The sequence below is a fragment of the Beduini sp. genome, from assembly GCF_047239305.1.
Lineage (GTDB): Bacteria > Bacillota_I > Bacilli_A > Erysipelotrichales > Coprobacillaceae > Beduini.
This window is the reverse complement of record NZ_JBKTEM010000001.1, coordinates 115,525-141,573: the sequence shown is the minus strand read 5'-3', so window position 1 is coordinate 141,573 and position 26,049 is coordinate 115,525. Positions and strand designations below refer to the sequence as shown.

Here is a 26,049-nt window from a genome sequence, read left to right as displayed (position 1 = left end):
TTTTTAGAATTTTAAAAAATCTATGTCAATAGTTAAATTGTTATCAATACATTGCATAGCTTGTTCAAATTCATCAATTTGAATATCAAAATTGCTTTTTAATTTATCTACAACTTCTTTCTCATCACTACTAATGTGATTAAGTTTCAATATTCTATCTTTTATTTCTTTTAATTCTTTTTCTACTTCTATAACTTGTGATTGTAATCGAAAAGAATCTATTTCTTTTTGGGAAGTTATCTGTTCTATATTATATCCAATATATTTTTTTATATGATGAGATATTAATTCTATTTCTGTTTTTCGTGAAAAAGGAGCAGGATTAAATTTTATACTTTTATTAACTATTTCATCAACTTTATTATCTCCTTCTGGATAAATAAACCCAGTATATATTCCAAACAACTTTTTCAAATCTTCTCTTAATGTACTTTTCAAATGAGAAGGGATTATAATTTTCTCAAAACCATATTTAGGTATTGGTGAAAATCCATCACCCTGAAATAATATAACCGCTCCTTTCTGCGCTATTATTCTATTATTTGCTAAAACATGATCCACAAATTTATGATTATATTGAAATAAAGTATCCTTAAAAAGCCATTCTTCTTTTCTCTCTAAAATACCATCGTATAGTTCTTTTACATTTGTAGCTATGGGACAATACATATTTTCAAAATCAAATACATAAACAACTCCATTTTTATCATCATCAATATTTTCTTTTTCCTTATAAGAAGGAGTTATAGCAAAATATAAAGCAACCAAACAATCATATGTAACATCTAACAATCTACTAGGAAATCCTCCGTGTTGAGCATCTACTGCCTTTATTAGATAACTTTCACCATCTGTTAATTTATTAGCCACCATCTCATCCAGAAGATTTTTCTCAAAAAAATAATTTTCTTTAGTACGATTTTGCCTAAATAAATTAGGTACACAAGGCGTTGGATACACCTGATTTTCTCCTCTATATACAATAACATCATCGTCTTCAAACTCACTGTTTATCATTTTTATTTTATTAATATAGTCAGATAAACTTTCAATAACTACTTCATCACTCATAATATTATTATCTCCCTCTTTTTATATTATTCTACAATATTTAACAGTAATTTCAAAACAATTTATTTAACAAGACAATTAAAATATATTTAAATATACTAAACTTTGCATAGAAAATCATTTATTTTTCTACAAAGAACATATATAAATTTACTCATTTAACAAAAAATAAAAAAGGCACCCATTAAAGGACACCCATAAACCACTTGATACTATGCTTTATTCAAATTCAATCGTCCCCGGTGGTTTAGACGTAATATCATACATCACCCTATTAACCCCGCGAACCTCATTAATAATTCTACTCATGACCTTATTCAGCACTTCGAATGGAATCTCCGCCGCCTCTGCCGTCATGAAATCAATCGTATTCACCGCTCTTAAAACCACAGCGTAGTCATAGGTTCTTTCATCCCCCATCACTCCTACCGAACGCATATTCGTTAAAGCAGCAAAATACTGACCTATCGAACGATCCAATCCTGCATTCGCGATCTCTTCACGATAAATCGCATCCGCCTCCTGCACGATCTTCACTTTCTCTTTCGTCACTTCACCAATAATACGAATACCAAGACCCGGTCCAGGGAAAGGCTGTCTAAACACTAAGTATTCAGGAATTCCCAATTCCAATCCCACTTTACGCACTTCATCCTTAAACAAATCGCGAAGCGGTTCAATAATCTCTTTAAAATCCACATAATCAGGTAATCCACCAACATTATGATGCGATTTAATCACGGCAGATTCTCCACCTAACCCGCTTTCTACCACATCAGGATAAATTGTCCCCTGCACTAAGAAATCCACAGTTCCGATTTTCTTCGCTTCCTCTTCAAAAACGCGAATAAACTCTTCTCCGATGATCTTTCTTTTTTCTTCAGGTTCCGTTATTCCCTCCAGCTTATGATAATATCTTTCCTGCGCATTCACACGAATGAAGTTCAATTCATAATTTCCATCAGGACCAAATACCGCTTCAACTTCATCCCCTTCATTCTTACGAAGCAATCCATGATCAACAAACACACAAGTCAGTTGATTTCCGATTGCCTTTGACAGTAAAACCGCTGCGACTGATGAATCCACACCACCAGACAACGCACATAATACCTTACCATCGCCAACTTTTTCCCTAATCTCTTTGAGCGCCTCTTCAACAAAAGAATCCATGCGCCAATCACCATGACAGCCACATACATTCAACACGAAATTAGAAAGCATTTTAGTGCCTTCCTGAGTATGCAACACTTCCGGATGGAACTGAATAGCATATAATCCACGCTTCGCATCTTCACAAGCTGCGACAGGACAATCCGGTGTCGTTGCGGTAATTCTAAATCCCGGCGCTACTTTTGAAATATAATCAAAATGGCTCATCCAGCAAACACTGTTTTTAGATACATCAGAAAACAGCACTGAACTATTATCTACCGTTAATTCTGATTTTCCATATTCTCTTACGCTTGCACGTTCCACTTTACCACCTAAAACATGCTGCATCAACTGCGCTCCATAACATAATCCCAGCACCGGAATACCTAATTCAAATAATTCCTTTGAATAGGTCGGTGAATCCTCTTCATAGCAGCTATTCGGTCCACCAGTTAAAATAATCCCTTTTGGATGCATTGACTTAATCTTTTCAATATCCACTTTATAGGAATAGATTTCACAATACACATTGCTTTCACGCACGCGGCGGGCGATCAGCTGATTATATTGTCCACCAAAGTCGATGACGATAACTAATTCTCTTTTCACTCGTGTCCCTCCTTAAAATACTTCTTTCATTATGATTGTTTGCAGACGATCCGGTCCAACTGAGAAAATCTGAATCGGACAATGAATCAATTCTTCGATACGTCTTAAATAATTCTGACAAGCTGCCGGCAGTTCTTCAAAGCTTCTTACCTGCGTAATGTCTTCTTTCCAGCCCGACATCTCTTCATAGATCGGCTGTACTCTTTCTAATTCAGAAATGGTAGAAGGCAGGGCATGAATCACCTTTCCATCTAATGAGTAAGCGGTACAAATCTTCAATGTCTCTAAACCAGTCAGTACATCTAAAAGCATTAATGAGACACCAGTTAAACCGCTCATACGTCTTGATTGATTGACCACTACTGCGTCAAACCAGCCGATTCTTCTTGGGCGTTTTGTCACTGTTCCATACTCATGCCCGGCTTCACGGATAAAATGAGCCAACTCACCATCAATTTCGGTTGGGAATGCTCCCGCTCCTACTCTTGTTGTATAGGCTTTAATAATGCCGATAGCAGTCTGAATATGTGTTGGACCAATCCCAGCACCTTCACAGACTCCATTTGCCCCCGGATGAGAAGAAGTTACAAAAGGATATGTTCCATAGTCAATATCCAGCATGGTTCCCTGAGCCCCTTCAAACAATACTTTTTTATCTTCACGAAAAGCTTCATCTAATACTAATCCAGTATCAGTTACCATTGGTTTAATGATCTTCGCATATTCTTTATATTCTTCAAAAATTTCTTCAACTGTAAAATTCAATTCCGGAAATTCCTGCTTCTTTAACGGCAATACTTCTTGTAATCTTTTTAAAAACAATTCTTCATTTATAAACTCACCGATACGAATTCCGATACGAGCATATTTATCCACATAAGTAGGTCCGATTCCTTTTTTAGTCGTTCCAATACTATTTGCTCCACGTCGTTCTTCTTGAATTCCATCGATCTCAATATGATAAGGCAAAGTTAAATGGGCACGATCAGATATCAAAATATGATCTGTATTGATTCCTGCTTCATTTAAATATTTCATTTCTTCTAATAAAGCTTTCGGATTAATGACCATTCCGTTTCCCAGCACAACCGTTTTTGCATTGAAAATTCCAGAGGGAATCAATCTCAAAGCAAATTTTTTACCATTAAACTCAATCGTATGTCCGGCATTATTGCCTCCCTGATAACGTACTACATAATCCGCCTGCTGAGATAAATAATCGGTAATTTTCCCTTTACCTTCATCTCCCCACTGACTTCCTACTACTACAACTCCAGCCATATAACTCATCCTTTCGTTCATTGCTTGACCAAAATACAAATTCATTATATTATACTTATAACTATAAGTAAAATTAATAAATACTATTTTTGATATAAGGAGTACTAATATGAATATCAAATTAGAACAATACAAGATTTTTAATGAAGCTGCTGCTACTCAGTCTTTTTCCATTGCTTCAAGAAATCTTTATATTACTCAATCCGCTGTTTCTCAGGCAATCAATGCTTTAGAAAAAGAATTGCAGACACAATTATTTATCCGCCACCCTAAAGGAGTCACCTTAACTAATGAAGGTATGCTTCTTTATCGAAACATTAACGAAGCTTTATCAATCATTACCAGTGCTGAAAATCAACTGGTGAACTACCAAACCCTAAATGAAGGTGAACTTACAATTGGTGCCGGTGATACCTTGAGCAAGCACTTTGTCTTACCTTATATTACTCAGTTTCACGAATTATATCCGGGAGTAAATATTAAAGTTGTCAATCGTACCAGTATGGAAACCATCGATCTATTAAAAAGCGGTCAGATTGATCTCGGCTTTCTTAACATGCCGATTCATGAAGAAACAATTGAAGTCAAACCTTGTCTGCAGATTCATGACATTTTTGTTTCACATTATCCAAATCAAAAGACCTATACCTACAAAGAACTTGCCCAGCTTCCTTTAATTATGCTGGAAACAACAGCGAATTCCAGACGCTATGTGGATAACGTTTTTGCCAAAGAAGGAGTGCTGTTAACCCCTAATATTGAATTAGGTGCACATGATCTTTTAATTGACTTTGTCACCAGTAATCTTGGAATCGCCTGTGTCACACAGGAATTTGTAAGTCAGGCTATAGACAATCATGAGGTTTATCCTATAGCTATTCAACCGCCGATCAAAGCCCGCCATATTGGCTATGCTTATTTAAAGCGTCGCACCCTCAGTCCTGCCTGCTTAAAATTTATCGAATTAATACAAGATCAACTGACTACTTAGTCCTTAGATCTTGTCTTTTTCTTTAAGAAACGATAAATATTAGCGACAATCCGAGATTCAATACGGGCATAAGAAAGCGTTGCTTCTTTTAAAGCAGCCACTTCAAATGTTTCAGTTTCATCCCCATAATGAATCACCACTGTAATAATCTCTCCTAATAGATGCTTTCTCTTTCCAATCTCTAATTTCATAGCCTCTTTAGATTCAGAATAGCTTTTACCTAAACGGAAGGTTTCCGATAAACGAAAATCATCTTTATATTCGATGTAGTAAGGAGGCATGATTGCAAACAGCGCTTCATTTAAGCTTGACTCTTCCACAATATAGTCCTTTAAGCGTTCTTCAATAATATGTTTAACTCCGGCAACACAGTGATCCGCCTCTGTCTGACTCTTAGCTCTCACTGCTAAACGAACACGACAATGATCCTCGGAAGCATATAAAGCGATCGATACTTCTTTTTGATCCTCTACAATATCGTTTAGCTTTTGAGCCATATCACTCTCACCAATCATCATTGTATTGATATTATACGTATAAATCTTATCTTCACGATAACGTTCCAGATAAGGAAGCAAAGCATGGTTTAAAACATAACGCATTTCTTTAGGCGGTCCCGGCAAATTGACAATGCGTTTTTGATCACAACTCATCACACAGCCATTTGCAGTTCCCACATCATTCTCTAAGATATAAGCACCTTTAGGATAATAAGCCTGCTTATAATTGGTTTCCGGGATCTGATCACTCCCCATTAAAAAGCTGCACTTATCAAAAACCTTCTTCGCCTCTTCTTCCCTAAATTCCATATCCAATCCCAAATATTCAGCAGAAAGCTCCTTGGTCAGATCATCTGCCGTGGGACCTAAACCCCCTGTCGTGATGACCATATCTGCCCCACGTAAAAAGGCAGTTTCCAAACATTCTTTAAAACGTTTAGGATTATCTCCCACAACCGTCTGATAAAAAATAGAAAACCCTAATTCACGGCAAGCCTTTTGAATTTCTGCAGCGTTGGTATTGACGATCTCTCCTAATAATAATTCTGTCCCAACATTGATAATTTCAACCTTCATAAATCCTCCTATCAAAAAAAGTAGCAATCCTGCTACTAAGATATTTTTCCTAAACCAATCACCATAATACCACCTAAAAGCAAAGCGATTACTGAAGTGATAATCACAGTAACATTATAAGCGGCTGAAAAAGGAATCAGCACCAATGAAGAGGCTACAATTAACCCTAAAATCAGACTTAATGTCCCACGATGATATTTTTTTAAAAAATAACCACATAATTTAGCACTGATGAGAATACCTAAGATGATCCCTACTCCCATGAACGCTAAAGGAATCAGAATTTCCATTGAAAAGCTCGTAATATTAGCTAAATATGATTTAAACAAATAATATTCTCCTAAGATCAGCAACACCATTGACCCGCTGACTCCCGGCATTAGCATCGTACCTCCGGCAATGGCACCGATCAAGATCATTTTTATACATAAACCGATTGAAATCGCTGGGAGTACCGGATTGACTGCCACATCCCCTTTACCAGGATTTAAGAATTCTAATCCAAAGATAATACCAATACCAATGACAAAAGGAAGCAGGCTTAGTCTTTCTCCTTTCATCTCTGATTTTAAGAATAATGGAATACTAAACGCAATAAGTCCGATAAACCAGTACATGGTTTGTGTTGGATAATGATTGAATAAGAATTCAATAACTTTAGCGAAGCCTACCAGCCCAATCACTGCCCCAACTAAAACTTGAGCTAAGAAAATGATCGCTTCCATTCTTTTTTTATTATCCTTTGATACCAAGTCAGAAATACTATCCATAACTTTATTAAAAATACCTAAAACCACCATCATGGTTCCGCCGCTGACACCCGGAATAATATTCGCAACGCCTACAGCGATCCCACCGATTAATGTTTTGATCATAAACTCACCTTACCTTTACAAATTATGATTATACATAAATTTCTGATTTTATTCAATAAAAAAGGAGCAGTAAGACATTCTTACTACTCACAGTTTTCAAATTGTGAATTATAGAGTGAAGCATAGAAACCATCTTTTGCCAATAAGTCTTCATGATTTCCAACCTCAACAATATCGCCGTCGCGCATTACTAAGATGACATCGGCATCTCTGATCGTTGATAAACGATGGGCAATAACGAAGCTTGTTCTGCCTTCCATCAAGCGATCCATTCCCTCTTGAATCAGTACTTCTGTACGCGTATCTACCGAACTTGTTGCTTCATCTAAAATTAAGATTTTCGGATCGGTTAAGAACGCTCTGGCAATCGTCAGCAGCTGCTTTTGACCTTGTGAAACGTTGTTTGATTCTTCATTAATGACCGTATCATACCCATGATCCAAAGTTCTGATAAAATGATCAACATTTGCTACTTTAGCTGCTTCAATCACTTGTTCATCAGTGGCATCTTGTTTACCATACTTCAAGTTTTCTTTAATAGTACCGTTAAACAGCCAAGCATCTTGGAGTACCATACCAAATAAACTTCTTAAATCTTTACGTGTATATTCCTTGATATCATGTCCATCGATCATAATAGATCCGGAATTTAATTCATAGAATCGCATCAATAGCTTAACGATAGTTGTTTTTCCGGCTCCGGTAGGTCCCACAATAGCGACTTTTTGTCCGGAATGAATATGCATATTAAAATCATTAATGATGATCTTATCTTCAAAGTATCCGAAATGAACATTCGCAAATGTAACAGATCCTTTGATAGTACTTTCTCCATTTTGATCGACTATAGCTACTGGATTTGGTGTATCCGGTGTCATTTCTTCTTCAGCTAAGAATTCAAAGACACGTTCAGCGGCAGCTGCAGTAGACTGTAAAACATTCATGATCTGAGCAACTTGCCCGATTGGCTGATTGAATGAACGTACATATTGGATAAATGCCTGAATATCCCCAATCGCAATCGTACCTTGAGTTGCCAGCCAGCCTCCTAATAAACAGACACCTACATACCCTAAATTCCCAACAAAGTTCGTAATTGGATGCATCATGCTTGATAAGAATTGAGATTTCCAAGCTGATTTATATAAGTTTCCGTTATGCACAGCAAACTCTTCAATAGAGGCTTCTTCACCGTTAAATGCTTTTACGACATCATGTCCGCCATACATTTCTTCGATATGTCCGTTAACATCTCCTAAGTAGGCTTGCTGCTGCTTAAAGTACTTTTGTGATCTTTTTGTAATCTGCACCATTAAGACTGCGGAAATAGGCAATACCATCACGGCAAGCAACGTCATTTCCCAGCTGATGCTGAGCATCATGATGAAGATTCCGACTACGGTTGCAATGGAAGTAATGATCTGCGACATACTCTGGTTCAAAGATTGAGCAATCGTATCAATATCATTAGTAACACGGCTTAATACTTCCCCATGTGTTTTAGTATCAAAATATTTTAATGGCATGCGATCCATTTTTTCTGACAATTCTTTACGCATATTGTAGGAAATACTCTGAGAGACTCCTGTCATGATAAATCCTTGAATATATGAGAAGATCGCACTGATTGCATATAATGCTATTAATAAAAGAATAATATTCCAAATAGCATCAAAATCAATGCCTCCGGTTCCCATGACTTTCGCCATGATTCCTTCAGATAATTTTGTAGTTGCCTGCCCTAGAATCTTTGGTCCGATAATCGCAAAGACTGTTGATCCTACTGCAAAGACAATAACGATAAATATTTTAAGATAGAAGGGTTTTAGATAATTTAATAATTTTTTCATCGTCCCTTTAAAGTTTTTTGCTTTTTCACCTGATCCGCGGCCATGACCTCCCGGTCCCATTGCCATTGGTCGACGAGGTGCACTTTTTTGCTGATTACTCATTACCTAGTTCCTCCTTTGACAATTGTGATAAGGCGATTTCTTGGTAAACTGAACAGTTCTTCATCAATTCATCATGTGTTCCGATTCCGGCAACCTTTCCTTCATCTAAAACGATAATCTGATCTGCCTGCATAATAGAGCTGATTCTTTGTCCAACTAATAGTACAGTACTCTTAGTCTTTTGGCAAAGTTCATTCAAAGCCTTTCTTAATGCTGCATCTGTCTTGAAATCCAGTGCAGAGAAACTGTCATCAAATATATAGATTTCCGGATTTTTCGCAATCGCTCTGGCAATAGACAGACGTTGTTTTTGTCCGCCGGAAACATTAGTTCCGCCTTGAGCAATAGGCGTTTCGTATTTTTCTTCTTTTGAAGAAATGAATTCAGTAGCCTGCGCAATATCACTGATAACATCTAGCTCTTCATCTGTCGCGGTTGGATTTCCATAACGAATATTTGAACCAATAGTACCAGAGAATAAAACACCTGTTTGAGGAACTAAACCAATTTTCTCACGCAAATCATGCTGAGTGACATCCTTTACGTTAATACCATCAATCAGTACTTCTCCTTCAGTCGCATCATAGAAACGCGGTACCAGCTGAATTAAAGTCGATTTCCCTGATCCGGTACTTCCGATAAAGGCTGTCGTTTCCCCCGGTTTGGCAGTAAAACTGATATTGCTTAAAACATGTTCGGCTGCATCCGGATAAGAGAAGCTGACATTTTTAAATTCAACGTATCCCTTTTTATTTTCATCAAAACGTTTAGGTTCTTTAGGATCTTCAATAGAAGGCTCCATTTCTAACACTTCGTTTACACGTTTAGCCGCCACAGCAGCTCTTGGAATCATAATCATAATCATTGAAATCATAACGAATGACATAATGATCTGCATTGAATATTGCATGAATGCCATCATATCACCAATCGCTAACGTTCCTAAATCAATTTGCTTTGCACCAAACCAAACAATCGCTAAAGAAACACAGTTCATTACCAACATCATAATTGGCATTACCGTGTTCATGACACGATTGACAAATAAATTGACTTTCCAAGTATTTTTGTTCGCTTCATCAAAACGTTCTTCGGCATGTTTTTCATTTCCGAATGCACGAATGACTAACATTCCCGATAAGTTTTCTCTCATAACTAAGTTTAATTTATCGACTAATTTTTGTACAATCGTAAATTTTGGCAGGACAATCATAAATGTTGTAATTATAACACCAAATAAAATGACTAAAACGACACCAATGATCCATGCCATTGAATTGGCGCTGTTTAATACTTTGATTAAGGCACCAAAACCAATAATTGGTGAATAAACAATAACTCTCAAGCACATAACGACAACCATTTGAATCTGCTGAATATCGTTGGTCGTACGTGTAATCAGGGATGCTGTAGAGAATTTATTGAATTCTGTTGTTGAGAAATGCTGTACTTTATTAAAGACATCCTGTCTTAATTTTCTGGAAACTCCGGCACCGATACGTGATGAGAAATACCCTACCGTAATTGCTGCAGCAGAGCCTAATAAAGCAATCCCTAACATCATACCCCCGATTTTCAAAATATAGTTATTTTGAACGGCATCTGTATCTCTGCCTAATGTTTTATATTCCATCTTTACACCATTACTTGCGGCAATGGTCATTGATGATTCTCCTAATGTATCAAACTTTTCATCAATACCATCAGTCATTTCTGCCAGCTGTTCTTTTGGCATCATTTCGATTGCCTGTGCAATGGTAATCCCTTCTGGCAGCTGAGCGAGCATTTGTTCTGCCTGCTCTGAAGTTTGTATTCCGGTCGCTAATAATAATGGTTTTACCATGATATGATTTAAGGCCGTACGGTCAGCTTTATCATTTAAAACATAAATGTCTTTATCTTTAGCGTCTGGATATTTTTTCAGGGTTGCTTCATCGATGTTCTGACTTTCCACCAATGTGTAATGTTCATCTAATGTTTTCTGATCTTCTTCTGACATAAATACCTTCATCAGATCATAGGTGTCCTTTGAACATACATCCATGACAGCGTCTTCGAAGCCCCCGGCTTGAATCCCATTCGTGATAATCTTTGACATATAATCCGGCAATGCCAATTCAGTTTGTGCCTGAACATAAAGCAATCCGATTACGATTAAGATCGATACGATAAATGGTTTCAAATATCTTCTTAACTTTATCATCCTTATTCCTTTCCTTTCATATCAATTTTTTCAATGTTTTCATTCATTCGCTGTATCGAAAAAATAAATGTTTTCACTTCTTCCTCACTAAAACCATCAAATGCATGCTTTGCGACATAGCCGAATGCTTCATAACACTCTTTGATAATGCGTACACCATCATCGGTTATACTGACCTTTTGGATTCTTTTATCGTTCACATCAGTTTCGCGTTTTACATATTCCATCTTCTCTAATCGTTGTAAACGAACAGTCAATGTTGCCGGCTTAATGCGCATTCTTCGAGCGATATCCTTTTGTGTCAGTGGTCCATGCTTTTCTATGACATGCAGTAAAATCGGCGCTTCTGCCGATACTGGAAGATTTGCCATTTGACGTGTCAAACTATGAAACAACTGATGCGTCATCATACCAAATTGCTGTAAAGTCGTGATATAACCATTTTCTTCCACTCTGTCACCTCCTAAATAGTTAGTCATACTAAATGTTAGCTGTACTAACTATTGTATTCTTATTATAGTTAGTATACTAACTAATGTCAACCATTATTATCTAAATCTTTTTATCTTCTATGTTCCTCTTTATTATTTAGGATTAGCATTTCTTAAATATTACGTTCATCCTTATATTTCTTTACACTAAATCCTTACTTATAGCATAATCAACAATCGTTACCTATACTACCATCAAACATCATAAATGCTGTTGTCTAAACAACAGTTTCTTACCGATGTGTTAATTATTTGTGATCATTCAATCCGGTATCCCATTTATGACAGTTTTTTTATATAAGCTTGATCCTTTTTGACAGCTTATCTTCTATCTTATTCTCTGACTCATAATAGGTGACAAAAAAACAAACCAAAAATCGGTTTGTCCATCTTATTATCGTATTTGTCCATCACCAAAAATAACGTAGCGATAGGTCGTCATCTGCTGTAAGCCTAACGGTCCGCGAGCATGCAGCTTTTGGGTACTGATTCCTAATTCCAAGCCAAAGCCAAACTCTCCGCCATCGCTAAAACGAGTTGAGGCATTGATATAGACACAAGCAGAATCAATATGGTCAATAAAGTATTGAGCGCGGCTTTCATCTTGAGTCATAATTGTTTCTGAATGTCCGGTAGAATAATGCTGAATATGAGCGACTGCTTCCTCCAAGGAATCCACAATCTTTAAATTAAGAATATAATCATTATATTCAGTTGCATAATCTTCTGTGCAAATCGGTTCAACATCAATAAATCGAGCAATACGTTCATCCCCTTTTAAGACAACATGTACCTCTTCCATGGCTTGCTTCAAAGCGGTTAAAAAGGGTTCTGCCACTTCTTTATGAACAAGCAGCGTTTCAATGGCATTGCATACAGAGGGCCTTGATGCTTTGGCATTAACTGCTACTTTCACCGCCTGATCAAGATCTGCTTTCTTATCTACATACTGATGACAGATGCCTGCTCCTGTTTCAATAACAGGCACAGTGGCATTCTTAACTACAAAATCAATCAATCCTTTGCCTCCGCGCGGAACTGCCACATCAACAAGCCCATTGCTTTGGATTAATTCTAATACAAGGCTTGAAGAATCAATCAGCATCACCGCATGCTCATCTATAATCCCACGCATTGCGTCATGGATCAAAGCCACCAACACCTGATTAGTATGATGAGCTTCTTTTCCCCCTTTTAATACACAGGCATTTCCGCTTTTTATGCATAAGCAGGCAACATCAATTGTAACATTGGGACGTGATTCATAGATGATTGCCATCACACCAAGAGGGATACTCATTTTCTTTATCAATAATCCATTAGGACGTTGTATGCTTTCTAGTTCTCGATGCAAGGGATCTTTTTGCTTTACCACAATTTCTACCTGTTTTGCCATTGCTTCAATTTTCTCACAAGTCAATGTCAAACGTTCGATCATTGCCTTGCTTAATTCTTCTGCATTCGCAATATCCTTTTGATTGGCTGTTAGAATTTCCTCTTTTCGCTCGATCAATAAACAAGCAATGTTCTTTAACATCTGATTTCTTTTTTCTTCTGTCAAAAGTGCCAACTCTTTAGAAGCTGTTTTCACTTCTCTTAACTGATCTTTTAGTTCCATATTATTCCCCCTTAAACCAAGTTCCCACACACATGCCATTTGCTAATTCATGCAGACGGTGAATATCCTGTCCATTCATAATCACCATATGACAGTGATTCTGTGTTGCATAGCGAGCCGCTTTTATTTTTGTTGCCATCCCGCCGGTTCCTAAAGCCGTTTGCTTATCCTCTATCATCTGCAAGATCGCCTCATCGATATGTTCCACCTTTGAGACAAGCTTTGCATCTGCATGAAGATTAGGGTTCTTATCATATAAACCGTCAATATCACTGATTAAAATCAAAAGGTCGGCAGACATGATCGGAACCAGTAAAGAAGCTAACGTATCATTATCCCCCACCTTGATTTCTTCCACAGCTAAAGCATCATTTTCATTAATGATCGGAATCACTTCCATTTCAAAAAGGACATGCAAAGTCTGACGTAGATGTTCCAAGCGTTCCCCCTCTTTAAAATCATCATGATTCAATAATACCTGTGCACAGTTAAGTTTAAACATATTAAAAATCACTTCATAATGATGCATTAAATGAGTTTGGCCAATAGCAGCCAAAGCTTGCTTCTTAGCAACTTCTTCTGGCTTTTCAGATAATTTTACAACTCCCATTCCAGCTGCAATCGCACCGGAAGTCACTAACAGAACCTGTTTATTTTTCTTTTTCAGCAAGGCTATCTGCTGAACCAGCAGCAATACCTTTTCTAAATCAAGAACCCCATTATGATTACATAATGAGGAACTGCCCACCTTTATAATAATACGTTCGATCTTTTCCATATTTTCTCCCCTAAATCTTGAAAAGTTCATGTGAATTTGGTTCGCGTGTCTGATCGCGCAATTCTAAATAGAAGATAGAAATCGCCTGATAGAAACGAATCTGATACGAAGTGATCATCAACAGCATGGAGATGACCAAATAAGTCGAAGTGCCGGCAATGGGTAAAAAACCACAAACTGACATCACTAACAATGATGAAGCAAAGTAAGCTAAATAATTAGGTGTAAAACTCAGCACTAGGCGGATGAAATCTTTTATATGCCCGCTCATCATTTTAGCTGATTTGATCAAGGCTTCATTCCAAGCATAATCATAATCTTCGACAATGCAGGGAACTAGAATAAAGACAGCAGACAGATAAAAATAAACGATCACACCTAATCCAATAAACAAAAGCACCCACCAAGAGAAATAATCAGTTAAGAAAAAACTGATCATATCAATACGAAAACTATTTGAAAAGAGTAAATAGATCAAATGATCAAAAACACGATAAAACTGCTCGCCTGCCATATGATATAGAATACTAAATGCGGGAACCATAATCAGCAGCATCGCTCCTACTAAAATAACTTTTCTAACAATATAAGAAGGAAAGTATTTAGCAAACTGCTTAATGCCGATAAAAATATCACTGAATGAAAATTCTTTTACTTCTCCATGATCCAGCATTAACGCCATATGAATAAAACCGTGTGATAAAGTGACCAATAAAAACTCAATCGTTAACGATAAAAAGCCGCTGCTGGATAACTGTGCAAGTAAGGTCACACAGTTAATCATATAAAAAGCAGGGACTAATAGACGATAATAGCCATAAAACATATCATTTGCTTTTTTTCTAATCGCTAAAACATCCATCTAATCCCTCCCCTATGTACTATTTTTATGCTGTAAACTCTATTGTATATTCATGATCCGTCAAGGTATCGATCAAGGTTGTAAGCACTTCTTTTGATTTCTCCTGTGCCTGTTCCAATAATCCTTTTGTTTCCAGATCCAATTCTTTTTCTTCTTTTAGAACTTTCGTAAAATCGACATAGTCCTGAACACTGATCTGATTAAAAATATTTTTTGATTCATTAAACAGCTGAATGCTTTTTTCATCGATGACATGGCTGGTAATTGTTGCCTGCGGCAATGTTACCACAATCTTTTGTCCTTCTACTTTTACTTCCAACGCTTCTAAATCAATCCCAGCTTTAATAACGCCATCATAAGACAAAACAAACTCTTTTGTCGTTAACGGGATATTCCAGCCATTAAAATCAATATTATTTTCAAACTTGCCAATATTGGTATATAAATATTCTAAAGTCGTTAACTCACTTGCTGAGCGTAATTGCTGAGTAATCAGATCTGACGTAATTTCCGGTTTTGACTGTTTTCCACCGATAAAAGATCCAATTGTTAAAGAGATAGCCGCTACGATCACAACAAACACGATTTGCTTGATTGTCTTCATATATTTTTTCATTCTTCTACCCCCTAATGCTTATTTACTTGATTATACTATATTTTAAATTAAAGTTTAAGAAAAAATAGCTAAAGAATTAGCTATTTTGTCATTTTGGAGATTAATTGCACAATCTCATCAATCTTTTCATTTTCTTTACCGCTTTCAAACGCTTCTTTAACACAATGATGAAGATGCCCTTTCAATACTTCTTGATTGGCTTTTTGAACGAGGGATTCAATAGCTAGAAGCTGATTGGAGATATCGATACAATAGCGATCCTCTTCAATCATTTTGATAACGCCATCTAACTGCCCACGAGCTGTCTTTAAATACTGCAAGGTTTTCTTTTGATCGCCTTTCATTATTCAATACCTGTTACTTTATATCCTGCATCTTCTACTGCTTCTTTAATTTTTCCGTCACTAATATCAGTGCTTAATTCAATACGCGCTAATTTATTATCTAAATCCACGTCTGCTGTGACACCGGGAATATTATTTAAAGCTTCCTTTACACGAGACTGACAATGCGCACACATCATTCCTTCAATATAAACTGTTTTTTTCATCTTTATTTCCTCTTTTCTTTCTTTATTTTCGATAGTTGTTGCTTTAAAAAATCTTAAACGTAAAGCATTCGTTACCACACAGACAGAAGACAAGCTCATTGCCAGTGCTCCAAACATCGGATTTAGTTTTAATTGGAACATCGGATAAAGCAGCCCTGCTGCTAATGGAATACCAATACAATTATAGAAGAATGCCCAAAATAAATTCTGTTTAATATTGCGGACAACTTTATTAGATAAAGCAATCGTCGTTACAACATCATTCAAATCACTTTTCATTAAGATAACATCAGCAGAATCAATAGCAATGTCACTACCGGCACCGATCGCAATCCCTACATCAGCACTGCTTAATGCCGGCGCATCGTTGATTCCATCACCGACCATTGCTACAAAATGATGTTCTGCCTGAAGCTGCCTGATCTTCTTTTCTTTATCTTCCGGCATAGCTTCTGCGATAATTTCATCTAAGTGCAGCTGGTCTTTTAATGCATTGGCACTCAAACGGTTGTCCCCGGTCAGCATTGTGATCTTGATGCCTAAGCGATGAAGTTCATCGATCGCATGATAACTGCTTTCTTTAATATGATCAAACACCGCTGTGATTCCGATCACTTCTCCATCTTTAGCAACATACATAACTGTTTTTCCGGATTTCGCCAATGCTTCCGCTCTTTTTGTATATGCATTTTCATGAATCCCTAATTGTTCCATTAAACGAATATTCCCTATTGAATAGGCAGTGCCTTCAATATTGCCTGTGATGCCAAAGCCGGTTTTAGCTTCAAAATCTATCACCGGTAAAACAGTAACCCCGAGTTTTTCTCCCTCTTCTTTAAACGCTAAGGCTAATGGATGTTCTGAAGTTTTTTCTAAAGCAGCCACAATTGCCAGCAATTCTTTTTTAGTTAATCGATCGGATACAATATCACTTATTCTTGGTTTTCCTTCGGTGATTGTTCCTGTTTTATCTAGCACGATATGATCTACTTTATGAGCATTTTCTAATCCAGTCGCATTGCGAATCAAAATTCCATTTTCAGCTGCTTTTCCAGTTCCGACCATAATAGCGACCGGTGTTGCTAAACCTAATGCACATGGACAAGAAATAACGAGAACGGCAATTCCAATAGATAAGGAGAAGCTAAATGTTTTTCCAACAAGCAGCCAAACAACAAAAGCAACTGCTGCAATCACCATTACGGTTGGAACAAAGATGGAAGATACTTTATCTGCCAGACTCGCCATCGGCGCTTTGGAATTACTTGCTTCCTCGACTAATGAAATAATCTTTGATAAAGTGGAGTTTTCATTAGTGGTTGTCACTTTAAACTTGAATGCCCCTTGCTTATTCATAGTGGCTCCAATCACTTTATCATCAACATGCTTTTCTACCGGCATGCTTTCGCCAGTCAGCATCGACTCGTCGACATAACTATACCCTTCAACAACAATCCCATCACTAGGAATACTCTGTCCCGGTTTAACTAAAACGATATCGCCGATCATTAATTCCTCAACCGGTACCATCACTTCTTGACCATCCTTAATAACTAATGCCTGTTTTGGACTAAGATCAATCAGCTTGGATATTGCATCCGTTGTTTTACGTTTAGAACGTGCTTCCAAATACTTCCCAAATGTAATCAGTGTTAAAATCATTCCGGCAGATTCAAAATAAAGATCATGAACAAAATGATTGTTCATCGCATTCATATCCATACGACCATAAGCGAATGCCATCTCATAAAAAACAAACAAACTGTAAACAAGCGATGCTCCTGATCCAATGGCTATCAAGGTATCCATATTGGGATGTCCTTTAAATAAAGAACGGAACCCCCTGATAAAATATTGACGATTTAAATAGACAATCGGCAGCACTAATAAAAACTGTGTCAATACTAAAATCAAGGCATTCTCATGACCTACAAAGAAAGATGGAATCGGATAAGTAAACATCACTGACATTGATACATACATCAATAAGATCATAAAAACAAATGAATAAATCACGCGATGCTTCATTTCTTTTAACTCATCTTTGACCTCTGTCTTTTGAACTAAATCTTTTTTCCCTTCCGGCTCGGCACCGTAACCGCCGCTGGTCACCGCACTGATAATTTTATTTTGATCCACTTTCGTTTCATCATAATCTACATTCATTGACTGACTCAATAGATTTACTTCAACATGCTCTACCCCATCAATCTTTTTCACACTATTTTCAACAAAAGACGAACAAGCACTGCATGTCATCCCTGTAATACGATATTTTTCTTTCATAAAACTCCTTTCTGCCCCTCCCTGGTAGGGGTGTGGTTATATCTTATCTTACTTATTTTATATTTGCAAGAAAATTGCTTAAAATTTTTATTCAAATTATGAAAGCATTTCCATTCAAAAAGTGCTATGATAGTAGCATAATGATTGAATGTTAGGAGATAGACAAATGAAATTTTTAGTTTTAGATGTAGGTGGCTCATTTATTAAGTTCGCCATCATTGATGAAAATGGGAAATTCTATAAAAAGGGAAAAACACCTACAGTACATCGTCAGGACAAGGATCAATTTTTAGATATTCTTGAAAACATCTATAAGGAAAACAAAGAAGAGGGATTATCTGGTATTGCTTTATCTGTTCCGGGTGCGGTTGACGTTGAAAAAGGGATTGTTTATAAAGGCGGAGGTGTTCCCTGCCTAGATAAAGTATGCGTCATCGAGGAACTTTCTAAACGTTGTGACGGGATAAAAGTCGCTGTTGAAAATGATGGAAAATCAGCAGGACTGGCAGAGGTGTGGCTTGGTCACGCAAAAGATGTTCAGGATGCCATTGTAATGGTCTTTGGCAGCGGAATCGGTGGTGCGATTATTAAAGATCGTAAGATTCATCGTGGAAATCGCTTAGTAGCTGGGGAAATTTCAAACTTAATTGTTGATTATACACGCCAAGATCTATTGGATGGGAAACCATTGTTCATGAATTTATGGGCATTAAAAGCCTCTGCGGTGGCTTTATCATTACGTGTTGGCAAAATGAAAGGTAAAGACTTTAAGGAATGTCCTGGCGAAAAAATTTACGAATGGGCAGCCGCTGGGGATGAACAATGCATCGAAGCAATTGAAGATATGTACTACAGCATTGCAATGCAAGCCTATAATTTCCAGTATACCTACGATCCGGATATTATTTTACTAGGTGGAGGTATCAGTGAACAGCCAAGCTTTTTAACCGGTGTTCAAAAATATGTGGACCTGTTGTCTCAGCATGAACATCAATTCGCTAAACCTGTAATCAAAGCGTGTAAGTTCAATAACGATTCTAATCTTTTAGGAGCTCTATATAACTTCATGCAGCTGTATCATATTATATAAACAATAAATGTCTGAGATGTTTCAGACATTTTTTCTATTTGACTTTATTTCTTTTGACCATTAAGATATTAGTTATAATAAAGGGAGGAATTCAAATGAAATGTCTCTATTGCGGTAAAGATACACAAAAGGATTATTGCAGTCAAGAATGTCAGCAAAAAGCTGAGCAATACTACCAAAAACAAAGAAAAGGCATGCCTGTTTTTGCAGTTGTGGCTCTCATCACTATTGGAATTGCCTTATTATGGAATCATCCTTATCGAACAGCGATTAGTCTAATCCTCTTAGGTCTGGATTTCATTGTCTTTCCTTTTACTAAAGCTTCAACGATTCGTCGTTCCGGTATTCAAAAATCAATAACAATAGCTAGAATTATCGGTGGCATTGCACTTCTTTCCGGTATTATTTCTTACTTTTTTATTTAACTGCATTAGAGTCTCTGATGTGGTTTTTATTTTCAAATCAAGTATAATAGAAAGAAGAAGGAGTGACTTTCATGCAGTTTCATGTTGACAGCTATACACGTGAATATATCAATAAAACAAAGCATCATCTATATATTAAACCCGCCGCTCCGCTTAAAAAAGCAGTGGCACATTACACGATTACTTTTCCCAACTATGAATTACCGGTCTCTGATGAACCTACTTTACAATTGATTCCGGATGTCAGCGGTTGTTTTGTGTTTGACTTTGCTAGAGGGAGGATTAAAGTATGGGGACCTACCACAAAAGTCGTCGGTGTTGCCAATGATCTCAATACCTATCCCTGCCGTTTCTTTGTCGAATTCCTGCCAGGCGGACTCTATCAAGTCTTTGGCAAATCCATTCGGGAAATGGTAGATCAGGAATATGAACTCAAAAATTTAAATTACAATCTCTATGATTTAATTCATACACAGCTATCAAAGATAACTACTTTTGATGAACTTGTCGATTTAATGGATAAACTCTTATGTCAGGAAATAAAAAAACATCCTATTGAATCTCCTATCTTAGATCAAATTGAACATATATATTCACAGCATATCATACAACGCACCTCAGATATTGCTCATACATTAGGAAAAAGCGAACGTCAGCTTAACCGTTGTTTTAATAAATATATTGGTCTAAGTGTCAAAAAATTTTCAAAGATTGTGACTATTAACCATCTCATTAAGGATATGAATCATAAAAATCTTCTTGATCTTACTTTTGATTATTCTTATTTTGATCAGGCACATTTTAATCATGTTTTCAAAGAAATATGTGAGACAACCCCTACTGAGTATATCGAAAACTTGTCCGATTTTTACAATGAATTTTATAAATTCTAAATATAATAAAATATAGGGAGGATAAGAGGATGATAGAATCAAGATGTGGAATTTTATGTAATGAATGTCATTATAAAGAAGAAGTAGGATGTTTTGGATGTATTCATATCAAAAAGCCATTTTGGGGTGAAGAATGTATCATTAAATCGTGCTGTGAAAAAAGGGGATACGAACATTGCGGTGAATGTGAAGCTTTCCCATGTGAGCAGCTGAATGCCTTTGCTTATGATGAAAAGCAAGGAGATGGCGGAAAAAGAATTTGCCAGTGCAAGATGTGGAAGGAATGTCAAAAATAAATACTACATACTAAGCCGGCTGTTAAAGTCGGTTTTAATTTGTTGTATATTACCGGGAAAATTCACCATTTATTAAAAAGTATTAGTGTTAATGTATGTGTAAAATTAGAAAAATAAATATCCAAAATAAAAAACAAAAATACTTTGATTAAATCTTCATATTTATTATAATTACTATGTAAGATAAAAACACAGTCTGGTTGGTAGTCCAGACGTAGCGAAGCTATCAGTAACCTGCCTCCTTGGTTGTCCCTTCTTATTTATAAACTTTAAGGAGGAACAATTATGTCTGTTCAATCGCAATTAACTGTCTTTTTTGATGATCCTTTTTGGATTGGTATCTATGAAATCCGTTTTGATGGAATACAACAAATCTGCAAGATTCGCTTTGGAAAAGAACCCACTGACCCACAGATTTATCAGATGCTTTTAAAATCTTTTCATCAGTTTCATTTCATTGAGCACGCTTCCAACAATATCACTCAGACGGCCAAAATCAACCCTAAGAGGAGACAACGGCTCGTCAGCAAGCTCATGAATCAACCCACTCCAGCAACAAAAGCACAGCAGATCCTGAAAGCTGAGTATGAAAAAACACAGCAGCTAAGAAAACAGGTATCTAAACAGATGAAAGAATTACAAAAAGATCAGTTATATCAGCTGAGAAAACAAAAAAGAAAGGAAAAGCATAAAGGACATTAATCCTTAGCTTTTCTTTTCTTTTTTAGGAAAGGTATACTATCAAAAGCAGATTCTTGCTATGATGAAATAAAGGGGGAATGTAAATGAAAATATTATTTAGTGATGATTACATCATTGATGATAAAATGAGACCGGATCACGGGGGCATTCTGGTTTTAGGTGAAGATCGCATTCAGATCTACTCCAAAGACAATAGTGAAGAAGTATTATGTTTTACTTATGGACAGGTCGTAACAGTCACGATTGAAGTGCTGAGTGAAGTGCGTAAAACAAGAGTGCTAGTGTTTGATATTGCAGCCGGTACACGCTTTCGTTTAAATTTGAATATTCAGACAACAACCCAGTATTTCGAACTCCAGCCGGATCTTACCGTTGAAGAATTGAAGCAGTTATTTGATCGTTTAGATCAACAAAAAGTAGTGATCCATGATCCTGTTCATCTGCGTGACTTTTACTTGCAGCCACATGGTTCTTTGCAGGCTTATGTCGCTAAACAGTTATCTGAACTCTATCCATTTTGACGCTTAAACAAGACATCAAGATACTGTCTTGTTTTTTTATTTCAATGATAAACAACAAGTCATATTTATACACTTGTCTAAATTAAAACAATAGTATATAATAGCTTTGAAATAAAAGGAGATATTAACGATGAAATATAACCCCTATCAAAAATTAACGATCGGTGCTACACGTACATTAACTGCTTTACAAAAAGCAATGCTGACACTTCTTTCTGAAAAATCCTTTGAGGAAATTACAATTCAAGAACTTTGTGACGGCGCTATGCTTCCGCGAGCAACTTTTTATAACTATTTTGATGATAAAAATGACTTACTGCACTACTGCTTTATGGTCTTTCAAAAACAAATCGATCAAACTATACCTGAAGACTTCACCACCCATAACTACATCTGTACATTGATGGAAAACTGCTTCGATTTTCTTGACCAATATCAAAAAGTTCTTCAAGACATCTTGGAACACAATCCATCAAGCCAATATTTAATTAATCAATTCCGTTTTTATTTAACCACAAGCATGGTGGAAGCATTTAAAAACTGTCCTAATCAGAATCGTTATAAAGTTCCCCAAGAGATGGCAGCAAAGGTATACAGTGATGCGGTTCTTACCTTATTAGAATGGAAATATTTGGATAAGAAAGAATGTCCTAAAGAGGAAGCAAAAGCTTATCTTGGAATTATAGTAAAAGGGATTACAGATGAAATATTAGAAAAGGAGAGATACTGATGATTTTTTATTTTAGCGGAACCGGGAATAGTCAGTTAGTGGCTCAAAAAATAGCAGATGTAACCAATGATGAATTAGTCTCAATAAATCAATATCTTAAAGCGAATAAAAGAGGTTGCTTTGAATCTGATAAACCATGGGTCTTTGTCACCCCGACTTATGCATGGCGAATGCCAAGAGTTGTAGAGCGTTGGATTCAGGATATGTGTTTTAAAAATCAAACAACCGCCTATTTTGTTCTCACCTGTGCCGGAAGCAGCGGCAATGCAATTAGATACGCCAAAAAAATATGTAAAGAAAAGAAATGGCATTTTATGGGACTATCAGAAATCATCATGCCGGAAAATTATTTGGCTATGTTCCCTACCCCTACAGCTTCTGAATGTCAGGATATATTAGAAAGAGCAAAACCAAGTATTCAAAAGACAGCACAGCAAATCGCAAAAGGAGAACCCTTTAACAATATTTCTCCCTCATTTAAAGGCAAGCTGTCCAGCGGTCCTATTAATTTCCTCTATTACCCTTTGCTTGTTCGTGATAAAGGATTTAAAGTTTCGAAGCAATGTGTATCCTGCAATAAATGTGTGGAGAGATGTCCCCTTAACAACATTGATTTAAAAAATGGTAAGCCAATCTGGAAAGGTAACTGCACCCATTGCATGGCTTGTATTGGCGGATGCCCAATAAAAGCGATTGAGTATAAATCAAAGTCAAAAGATCGCTATCATTATTATATAAAAAAAGACTAACCATTAAAGAAAGGAAGCATCTATGTTGAAAGAACATCTTATTCAAATTGATAAAAACCTATGTATTGGCTGTGGTCAGTGCATCAAAGATTGTCCTGCCAATAATATTGCGCTCATCAATAAAAAAGCGCATACAAAGCAGCAGCAATGTATTAAATGCGGGCATTGTACAGCGATTTGTCCCAAAAAAGCAGTCTCAATGACCGGTTTTAATGAACCACCTATTGAATTTAAAGAAAAAACTACAGTGGATTCGCAACAGCTCATGCAGGCTTTAAAAACACGACGTACTATCCGTCAGTTTAAAGATCAGCCGATTTCAGATGAAATCATCAGACAAATCATTGAAGCCGGGCGCCTGACTCCAACAGGCAGCAATGCACAGGATGTTTCTTATATTGTTTTAAAAGATAATCTAAAAGATTTTGAGAGGATTGCCGTTCGTTTATTTAAACGTCTTCTTCCAGTGATCAAATTAATAAACAAGACAGCCAGAGAAGTTCCAATTGATGATGATTTTTTCTTTAAGAAAGCACCCGCAGTCATACTTGTAATCTCTAAAAGTCAAATAAACGGAGCACTTGCTGCCAGTAATATGGTACTAATGGCAGAATCCCATGACTTAGGAGTTTTATACAGTGGTTTTTTTGCGATGGCAGTAAAATATTCGTCAAAGCTTCGTAAACAGCTTCAATTAAAACATGGTAAAGTTATTACTGCGTTGGTATTAGGATATCCTAATGTCAAATATCACCGCACCGCTCAAAAAGAAGAAGCCACTATCCATTATTTTTAACAACATAAAAAAATGATATAACCCACATGAGTTATATCATTTTTATTCTTTATTTTAAATGAATATCCGCTAAAAGATTCGCTAAACCAATATAAGCTGCAGGGGTCATATCAATCAATGTCTGACGATCAACATCTGACAGCATTTCCAAACTTTCAGAAAATTTCATGATATCCTCTTTCGAAATATTCTTTCCGCGGGTTAATTCCTTTAAGGTATCGTAAGCATCCGGAATTCCATATTTTCTAAGCATGGTCTGAATAGGTTCAGCTAGCACCTCCCATTTTTCATTCAAATCAGAAGCAAGCTTTTCTTTATTAACTACACATTTTTCCAAACCGTCTTTTGTCTCATTGATCGCTTGTAAAGAATAACCGAAAGCTAATCCCAAATTACGCTGGCTTGAAGAATCTGATAAGTCTCTTTGCATACGTGATTTTGGTAATTTATTCGATAAAGCCATACAGATGTTGTTTGACATATCGACATTCGCTTCACTGTTTTCAAAACGGATCGGATTTACTTTATGAGGCATTGTACTGCTTCCCACTTCCCCTTTTACCGGGATTTGTTTAAAGTATTCCATAGAAATGTACAGCCACATATCCACATCGAAATCAGCCAGTACATTATTGAAATGACGAATACCGTCTAAAATATGACAGGTATAATCATGACTTTCTATTTGAGTAGTCAGCGGGTTAAAGGTTAATCCTAAATACTCTTCCACAAATTTCTTTGCCAGCACTTGCCAGTCTAAATGTGGAAAAGCAGTTAAGATAGCACTGTAATTTCCAGTAGCCCCATTGAATTTTGCCTTAACCTGGATGTTTTCAATGTTTTCAATACTTGACATAAAGCGGTAAGCATATACTTTAAATTCTTTCCCAATGGTAGTTGGTGTTGCCGGCTGTCCATGAGTATGAGCCAACATCGCATCTTCTTTATGGTCGATTGCCCACTGATTGATGATGCCAGCAAATTCTTTAGCTTTAGGCAGCCATACTTCTTTTAATCCATATTTAATCATGCAGGCATAAGAAGTATTATTGATATCTTCTGAAGTACAGCCAATATGAACAAAGCTCACTAAGTAATCAAAGCCAAAAGCTTTTACTTTTTCATCAATGAAATATTCTACTGCTTTAACGTCATGACGTGTAACACTTTCAATTTCTTTAATACGTTTAAAAGAATCATAATTAAATTCTTTAGTAATCGATTCGATCTTAGGAAGATCCTGAAGATCAAATCGACTTAACACTTCACATTCTACATTTTCAATCAAGAATTTTAACCATTGGATTTCAACGAAAACTCTATACTTGACTAATGCATATTCAGAAAAGTATTCGCCTAGGGCGTCTTTTATTTTTGAATAACGTCCGTCTAATGGACAAAGAGTAAAACTTTCAAATTCTTGTTTTTCCATT

Annotated in this window: 25 protein-coding genes; 10 read left to right on the top strand and 15 right to left on the bottom strand. The window is 36.4% G+C overall.

Annotated features, from left to right (window positions below; all coding sequences use genetic code 11):
* Window positions 1-3: 3 nt before the first annotated feature.
* From ACLRVU_RS00690 to ACLRVU_RS00680, 3 genes are all read right to left on the bottom strand, one after another.
* Window positions 4-1,071, bottom strand: a complete 1,068-nt coding sequence (locus ACLRVU_RS00690; RefSeq protein WP_412890239.1) for an FRG domain-containing protein — start codon at window positions 1,069-1,071, stop codon at window positions 4-6.
* A 219-nt stretch (window positions 1,072-1,290) separates the two neighbouring features.
* Entirely contained in the window at window positions 1,291-2,835 is a 1,545-nt protein-coding gene (gene guaA / locus ACLRVU_RS00685; RefSeq protein ID WP_412890238.1) for a glutamine-hydrolyzing GMP synthase, read from the bottom strand.
* A gap of 12 nt (window positions 2,836-2,847) precedes the next feature.
* Window positions 2,848-4,116: an adenylosuccinate synthase gene (locus ACLRVU_RS00680; protein WP_412890237.1), complete on the bottom strand. Its 1,269-nt coding sequence runs from the start codon at window positions 4,114-4,116 to the stop codon at window positions 2,848-2,850.
* 109 nt (window positions 4,117-4,225) lie between these two features.
* Between ACLRVU_RS00680 and ACLRVU_RS00675 the strand changes: the two genes are divergently transcribed.
* Entirely contained in the window at window positions 4,226-5,107 is an 882-nt protein-coding gene (locus tag ACLRVU_RS00675; RefSeq protein ID WP_412890236.1) for a LysR family transcriptional regulator, read from the top strand.
* Here ACLRVU_RS00675 and ACLRVU_RS00670 read toward each other — a convergent pair.
* The 11 genes from ACLRVU_RS00670 to ACLRVU_RS00620 form a co-directional block, all read right to left on the bottom strand.
* Window positions 5,104-6,183 carry a competence/damage-inducible protein A gene (locus tag ACLRVU_RS00670; protein WP_412890235.1) on the bottom strand — a complete coding sequence of 360 codons (1,080 nt, stop codon included), beginning with the start codon at window positions 6,181-6,183 and terminating at the stop codon, window positions 5,104-5,106. The genes ACLRVU_RS00675 and ACLRVU_RS00670 overlap by 4 nt on opposite strands.
* Before the next feature lie 35 nt (window positions 6,184-6,218).
* Window positions 6,219-7,058, bottom strand: coding sequence for a DUF368 domain-containing protein (locus ACLRVU_RS00665; protein ID WP_412890234.1), 840 nt, complete (start codon window positions 7,056-7,058; stop codon window positions 6,219-6,221).
* An 83-nt stretch (window positions 7,059-7,141) separates the two neighbouring features.
* Entirely contained in the window at window positions 7,142-9,010 is a 1,869-nt protein-coding gene (locus tag ACLRVU_RS00660) for an ABC transporter ATP-binding protein (RefSeq protein WP_147552957.1), read from the bottom strand.
* Complete coding sequence (locus ACLRVU_RS00655) at window positions 9,003-11,213, bottom strand: ABC transporter ATP-binding protein (RefSeq protein WP_412890233.1); 2,211 nt, start codon at window positions 11,211-11,213, stop codon at window positions 9,003-9,005. Before ACLRVU_RS00655 ends, ACLRVU_RS00660 begins: the two co-directional genes overlap by 8 nt.
* 2 nt (window positions 11,214-11,215) lie before the next feature.
* A complete protein-coding gene (locus tag ACLRVU_RS00650) occupies window positions 11,216-11,665 on the bottom strand; it encodes a MarR family winged helix-turn-helix transcriptional regulator (protein WP_412890232.1) in 450 nt (149 codons plus the stop codon).
* Window positions 11,666-12,098: 433 nt separating this feature from the next.
* The gene (locus ACLRVU_RS00645) at window positions 12,099-13,322 is read right to left on the bottom strand and encodes a glutamate-5-semialdehyde dehydrogenase (RefSeq protein ID WP_412890231.1); all 1,224 of its coding nucleotides are present in this window, start codon (window positions 13,320-13,322) and stop codon (window positions 12,099-12,101) included.
* 1 nt (window position 13,323) lies between these two features.
* A complete protein-coding gene (gene proB, locus ACLRVU_RS00640; protein WP_412890230.1) occupies window positions 13,324-14,100 on the bottom strand; it encodes a glutamate 5-kinase in 777 nt (258 codons plus the stop codon).
* A gap of 10 nt (window positions 14,101-14,110) precedes the next feature.
* The gene (locus ACLRVU_RS00635) at window positions 14,111-14,962 is read right to left on the bottom strand and encodes a hypothetical protein (RefSeq protein WP_412890229.1); all 852 of its coding nucleotides are present in this window, start codon (window positions 14,960-14,962) and stop codon (window positions 14,111-14,113) included.
* A 25-nt stretch (window positions 14,963-14,987) separates the two neighbouring features.
* Complete coding sequence (locus ACLRVU_RS00630; protein ID WP_412890228.1) at window positions 14,988-15,578, bottom strand: DUF4230 domain-containing protein; 591 nt, start codon at window positions 15,576-15,578, stop codon at window positions 14,988-14,990.
* A gap of 80 nt (window positions 15,579-15,658) precedes the next feature.
* Window positions 15,659-15,922, bottom strand: coding sequence for a metal-sensing transcriptional repressor (locus tag ACLRVU_RS00625; RefSeq protein ID WP_412890227.1), 264 nt, complete (start codon window positions 15,920-15,922; stop codon window positions 15,659-15,661).
* Window positions 15,922-18,414, bottom strand: coding sequence for a heavy metal translocating P-type ATPase (locus ACLRVU_RS00620; protein ID WP_412890226.1), 2,493 nt, complete (start codon window positions 18,412-18,414; stop codon window positions 15,922-15,924). Before ACLRVU_RS00620 ends, ACLRVU_RS00625 begins: the two co-directional genes overlap by 1 nt.
* Window positions 18,415-18,580: 166 nt before the next feature.
* Between ACLRVU_RS00620 and ACLRVU_RS00615 the strand changes: the two genes are divergently transcribed.
* From ACLRVU_RS00615 to ACLRVU_RS00575, 9 genes are all read left to right on the top strand, one after another.
* Window positions 18,581-19,504, top strand: coding sequence for an ROK family protein (locus ACLRVU_RS00615; RefSeq protein ID WP_412890225.1), 924 nt, complete (start codon window positions 18,581-18,583; stop codon window positions 19,502-19,504).
* Between the two features lie 95 nt (window positions 19,505-19,599).
* Window positions 19,600-19,929, top strand: coding sequence for a DUF2116 family Zn-ribbon domain-containing protein (locus tag ACLRVU_RS00610; RefSeq protein ID WP_412890224.1), 330 nt, complete (start codon window positions 19,600-19,602; stop codon window positions 19,927-19,929).
* 71 nt (window positions 19,930-20,000) lie between these two features.
* Window positions 20,001-20,822: a helix-turn-helix domain-containing protein gene (locus tag ACLRVU_RS00605; protein WP_412890223.1), complete on the top strand. Its 822-nt coding sequence runs from the start codon at window positions 20,001-20,003 to the stop codon at window positions 20,820-20,822.
* Window positions 20,823-20,851: 29 nt separating this feature from the next.
* Window positions 20,852-21,118 (top strand): DUF3795 domain-containing protein, encoded by a 267-nt coding sequence (locus ACLRVU_RS00600; RefSeq protein WP_412890222.1) that lies wholly within the window; start codon window positions 20,852-20,854, stop codon window positions 21,116-21,118.
* 285 nt (window positions 21,119-21,403) lie between these two features.
* A complete protein-coding gene (locus tag ACLRVU_RS00595; protein ID WP_412890221.1) occupies window positions 21,404-21,820 on the top strand; it encodes a YjdF family protein in 417 nt (138 codons plus the stop codon).
* 83 nt (window positions 21,821-21,903) lie between these two features.
* Window positions 21,904-22,341 (top strand): hypothetical protein, encoded by a 438-nt coding sequence (locus tag ACLRVU_RS00590; RefSeq protein ID WP_412890220.1) that lies wholly within the window; start codon window positions 21,904-21,906, stop codon window positions 22,339-22,341.
* A 130-nt stretch (window positions 22,342-22,471) separates the two neighbouring features.
* Window positions 22,472-23,071 (top strand): TetR/AcrR family transcriptional regulator, encoded by a 600-nt coding sequence (locus ACLRVU_RS00585; RefSeq protein WP_412890219.1) that lies wholly within the window; start codon window positions 22,472-22,474, stop codon window positions 23,069-23,071.
* Entirely contained in the window at window positions 23,071-23,820 is a 750-nt protein-coding gene (locus ACLRVU_RS00580; RefSeq protein ID WP_412890218.1) for an EFR1 family ferrodoxin, read from the top strand. Before ACLRVU_RS00585 ends, ACLRVU_RS00580 begins: the two co-directional genes overlap by 1 nt.
* A 22-nt stretch (window positions 23,821-23,842) precedes the next feature.
* Window positions 23,843-24,616 (top strand): nitroreductase family protein, encoded by a 774-nt coding sequence (locus ACLRVU_RS00575; RefSeq protein WP_412890217.1) that lies wholly within the window; start codon window positions 23,843-23,845, stop codon window positions 24,614-24,616.
* Between the two features lie 49 nt (window positions 24,617-24,665).
* Here ACLRVU_RS00575 and purB read toward each other — a convergent pair whose 3' ends face one another.
* Entirely contained in the window at window positions 24,666-26,048 is a 1,383-nt protein-coding gene (gene purB, locus ACLRVU_RS00570; protein WP_412890216.1) for an adenylosuccinate lyase, read from the bottom strand.
* Window position 26,049 lies beyond the last annotated feature (1 nt).

Bases quoted from the DNA above. Each gene is read 5' to 3' on its own strand.
- ACLRVU_RS00690 (WP_412890239.1), bottom strand. From the start codon at position 1,071: ATGAGTGATGAAGTAGTTATTGAAAGTTTATCTGACTATATTAATAAA.
- ACLRVU_RS00680 (WP_412890237.1), bottom strand. From the start codon at position 4,116: ATGGCTGGAGTTGTAGTAGTAGGAAGTCAGTGGGGAGATGAAGGTAAA.
- ACLRVU_RS00675 (WP_412890236.1), top strand. From the start codon at position 4,226: ATGAATATCAAATTAGAACAATACAAGATTTTTAATGAAGCTGCTGCT.
- ACLRVU_RS00670 (WP_412890235.1), bottom strand. From the start codon at position 6,183: ATGAAGGTTGAAATTATCAATGTTGGGACAGAATTATTATTAGGAGAG.
- ACLRVU_RS00665 (WP_412890234.1), bottom strand. From the start codon at position 7,058: ATGATCAAAACATTAATCGGTGGGATCGCTGTAGGCGTTGCGAATATT.
- ACLRVU_RS00660 (WP_147552957.1), bottom strand. From the start codon at position 9,010: ATGAGTAATCAGCAAAAAAGTGCACCTCGTCGACCAATGGCAATGGGA.
- ACLRVU_RS00655 (WP_412890233.1), bottom strand. From the start codon at position 11,213: ATGATAAAGTTAAGAAGATATTTGAAACCATTTATCGTATCGATCTTA.
- ACLRVU_RS00645 (WP_412890231.1), bottom strand. From the start codon at position 13,322: ATGGAACTAAAAGATCAGTTAAGAGAAGTGAAAACAGCTTCTAAAGAG.
- proB (WP_412890230.1), bottom strand. From the start codon at position 14,100: ATGGAAAAGATCGAACGTATTATTATAAAGGTGGGCAGTTCCTCATTA.
- ACLRVU_RS00635 (WP_412890229.1), bottom strand. From the start codon at position 14,962: ATGGATGTTTTAGCGATTAGAAAAAAAGCAAATGATATGTTTTATGGC.
- ACLRVU_RS00630 (WP_412890228.1), bottom strand. From the start codon at position 15,578: ATGAAAAAATATATGAAGACAATCAAGCAAATCGTGTTTGTTGTGATC.
- ACLRVU_RS00625 (WP_412890227.1), bottom strand. From the start codon at position 15,922: ATGAAAGGCGATCAAAAGAAAACCTTGCAGTATTTAAAGACAGCTCGT.
- ACLRVU_RS00620 (WP_412890226.1), bottom strand. From the start codon at position 18,414: ATGAAAGAAAAATATCGTATTACAGGGATGACATGCAGTGCTTGTTCG.
- ACLRVU_RS00615 (WP_412890225.1), top strand. From the start codon at position 18,581: ATGAAATTTTTAGTTTTAGATGTAGGTGGCTCATTTATTAAGTTCGCC.
- ACLRVU_RS00610 (WP_412890224.1), top strand. From the start codon at position 19,600: ATGAAATGTCTCTATTGCGGTAAAGATACACAAAAGGATTATTGCAGT.
- ACLRVU_RS00605 (WP_412890223.1), top strand. From the start codon at position 20,001: ATGCAGTTTCATGTTGACAGCTATACACGTGAATATATCAATAAAACA.
- ACLRVU_RS00600 (WP_412890222.1), top strand. From the start codon at position 20,852: ATGATAGAATCAAGATGTGGAATTTTATGTAATGAATGTCATTATAAA.
- ACLRVU_RS00595 (WP_412890221.1), top strand. From the start codon at position 21,404: ATGTCTGTTCAATCGCAATTAACTGTCTTTTTTGATGATCCTTTTTGG.
- ACLRVU_RS00590 (WP_412890220.1), top strand. From the start codon at position 21,904: ATGAAAATATTATTTAGTGATGATTACATCATTGATGATAAAATGAGA.
- ACLRVU_RS00585 (WP_412890219.1), top strand. From the start codon at position 22,472: ATGAAATATAACCCCTATCAAAAATTAACGATCGGTGCTACACGTACA.
- ACLRVU_RS00580 (WP_412890218.1), top strand. From the start codon at position 23,071: ATGATTTTTTATTTTAGCGGAACCGGGAATAGTCAGTTAGTGGCTCAA.
- ACLRVU_RS00575 (WP_412890217.1), top strand. From the start codon at position 23,843: ATGTTGAAAGAACATCTTATTCAAATTGATAAAAACCTATGTATTGGC.
- purB (WP_412890216.1), bottom strand. From the start codon at position 26,048: ATGGAAAAACAAGAATTTGAAAGTTTTACTCTTTGTCCATTAGACGGA.